This window comes from Stenotrophomonas sp. TWI700, assembly GCF_039673645.1.
GTDB classification, from domain to species: domain Bacteria; phylum Pseudomonadota; class Gammaproteobacteria; order Xanthomonadales; family Xanthomonadaceae; genus Stenotrophomonas; species Stenotrophomonas maltophilia_AA.
Map to the genome: position 1 here is coordinate 1 of NZ_JBDJMB010000060.1, position 2,169 is coordinate 2,169.

Here is a 2,169-nt window from a genome sequence, read left to right on the forward strand (position 1 = left end):
CGCCCGGGCGCCTGCGCCGGTGGCCGAGCCGCCGCGCCGCGCGCGTGCCGCGGCCGCCGTACCCGCAGCGCCCGCGCCCAGCGCCGTCGCCACCGGTGGCGCGCCCAAACCCGGTCGCATGCAGACCAGCAATGTCCGTTCGGGGCAGCAGCTGTATGCGGAAAACTGCGACCTGACCGTCATGGCCACCGTCGGCGCGGGCGCCGAAGTGATCGCCGACGGCAGCATCCACATCTACGGTACGTTGCGGGGCCGTGCCCTGGCAGGTGCCCAAGGCAACACCACGGCGCGTATTTTCTGCCGTGAATTCCACGCTGAACTGGTCGCCATTGCCGGCCATTACAAGGTACTGGACGATGTCCCGGACTCCCTGCGCGGCAAGGCCGTGCAGGTGTGGCTGGAACAGGACCAGATCAAGATCGCTGCGCTGGACTGACGCAGCCCCCAAACAGAAGAATCAGGAGAAATCCTTTGGCTGAAATCATCGTAGTCACCTCCGGCAAGGGCGGCGTCGGCAAAACCACCAGCAGCGCCAGCCTGGCCTGTGGGTTGGCGCGTCGTGGAAAAAAGGTGGCGGTGATCGACTTCGACGTCGGCCTGCGCAACCTGGACCTGATCATGGGCTGCGAGCGCCGCGTGGTGTACGACTTCGTCAATGTCGTGCACGGCGAAGCCACCCTCAAGCAGGCCCTGATCAAGGACAAGCGCTTTGACAACCTGTACGTGCTGGCTGCTTCGCAGACCCGCGACAAGGACGCGCTGACCCAGGAAGGCGTGCGCAAGGTGCTCGACGATCTCATCGCCGACGGCTTCGAATACGTCATCTGCGACTCCCCGGCCGGCATCGAGAAGGGTGCGTTCCTGGCGATGTACTACGCCGACCGTGCGGTCGTGGTGGTGAACCCGGAAGTGTCCTCGGTGCGCGACTCGGACCGCATCATCGGCCTGCTCGACTCGAAGACCCACAAGGCAGAATCCGGCAAGAACGTGCCGGCCTTCCTGCTGCTCACGCGCTACAGCCCGGTACGGGTGGAAAGCGGCGAGATGCTCAGCATCACCGACGTGGAAGAAGTGCTGGGCCTGAAGGCCATTGGCGTGGTGCCCGAGTCGGGCGACGTGCTCAATGCGTCCAACAAGGGTGAACCGGTCATTCTGGACCCCGAATCGGCGGCGGGCCAGGCATACGAAGATGCGGTGGGCCGCATCCTTGGCGAAGAGCGTCCGATGCGCTTCACCACCGTGGAGAAGAAAGGCTTCTTCAGCAAGCTGTTCGGAGGGTAAGCATGGGACTGTTCGATTTCCTGAACCGAAAGAAGACCACTGCCGAAACGGCCAAGAACCGCCTGCAGATCATCATCGCGCAGGAACGCAGCCACCGCGGCGGCCCGGACTACCTGCCGCTGCTGCAGCGTGAGCTGCTGGAAGTGATCAAGAAGTACGTCAACATCGACGCTGATGCGGTCAAGGTCGATCTGGTCAAGGACGGTGAGCACGACGTGCTCGATATCTCCGTCGCCTTGCCGGAAGGCCCGCAGCAGCCCTGATCGACATCGCCCCTTCCGGACCGGAAGGGGCGGTTGAGCGGTAACCCATGAACGACGCTGCCCCCACCGCCGAACCGCAGGTCACCCGCGTCGGCGATATCCGTTTCGACGATGCCCATGCCCTGCTCGCCACCCACGATCTGCACCTGCATCGTGTGGCCGCGGGCGCGCCGATTCCCGGCAGCTATTGGGGCGAACCCGAGGCCGGCATCATCGGCAGCGACGTGTATGTCCGCGATGACACGCCCGTGCACTCGATGCTGCACGAAGCCTGCCACCTGATCGTGCTGCCGCCGGAGCGGCGTGCGCTGGTGCATACCGATGCCACCGATTCGGTGCCCGAAGAAGACGCCACCTGTTACCTGCAGATCGTGCTGGCCAGCAGACTGCCCGGGGTGGGCAGTGCGCAGTTGATGGCCGACATGGATGCGTGGGGGTATACGTATCGGTTGGGGTCTACGAAGGCGTGGTTTGAGCAGGATGCGGAAGATGCGAAGGCGTGGTTGGTCGAACGCGGTCTTCTTGCTGCTTGAATCTGCAGGCGCGGTCATTCCCGGCGGCCTTGATCCCCGGTAGTGCCGGCCGCTGGCCGGCAACCTCCTGGGCAAGTGACGCATCGCCTGGT

General features: G+C 64.6%; 4 protein-coding genes. All 4 read left to right on the forward strand.

Annotation, left to right across the window (positions count from 1 at the left end):
• On the forward strand, positions 1-436 hold a 436-nt coding region (gene minC, locus ABE473_RS18800; protein ID WP_346490532.1), incomplete at its 5' end, for a septum site-determining protein MinC.
• Positions 437-471: 35 nt separating this feature from the next.
• Entirely contained in the window at positions 472-1,281 is an 810-nt protein-coding gene (gene minD, locus ABE473_RS18805) for a septum site-determining protein MinD (RefSeq protein WP_088432112.1), read from the forward strand.
• Between the two features lie 2 nt (positions 1,282-1,283).
• Positions 1,284-1,544 carry a cell division topological specificity factor MinE gene (gene minE, locus ABE473_RS18810; protein ID WP_017355894.1) on the forward strand — a complete coding sequence of 87 codons (261 nt, stop codon included), beginning with the start codon at positions 1,284-1,286 and terminating at the stop codon, positions 1,542-1,544.
• Between the two features lie 47 nt (positions 1,545-1,591).
• Positions 1,592-2,077, forward strand: a complete 486-nt coding sequence (locus tag ABE473_RS18815) for a hypothetical protein (protein WP_346490533.1) — start codon at positions 1,592-1,594, stop codon at positions 2,075-2,077.
• The last annotated feature ends 92 nt before the right edge of the window (positions 2,078-2,169 follow it).

Bases quoted from the DNA above. Each gene is read 5' to 3' on its own strand.
- minE (WP_017355894.1), top strand. From the start codon at position 1,284: ATGGGACTGTTCGATTTCCTGAACCGAAAGAAGACCACTGCCGAAACG.
- ABE473_RS18815 (WP_346490533.1), top strand. From the start codon at position 1,592: ATGAACGACGCTGCCCCCACCGCCGAACCGCAGGTCACCCGCGTCGGC.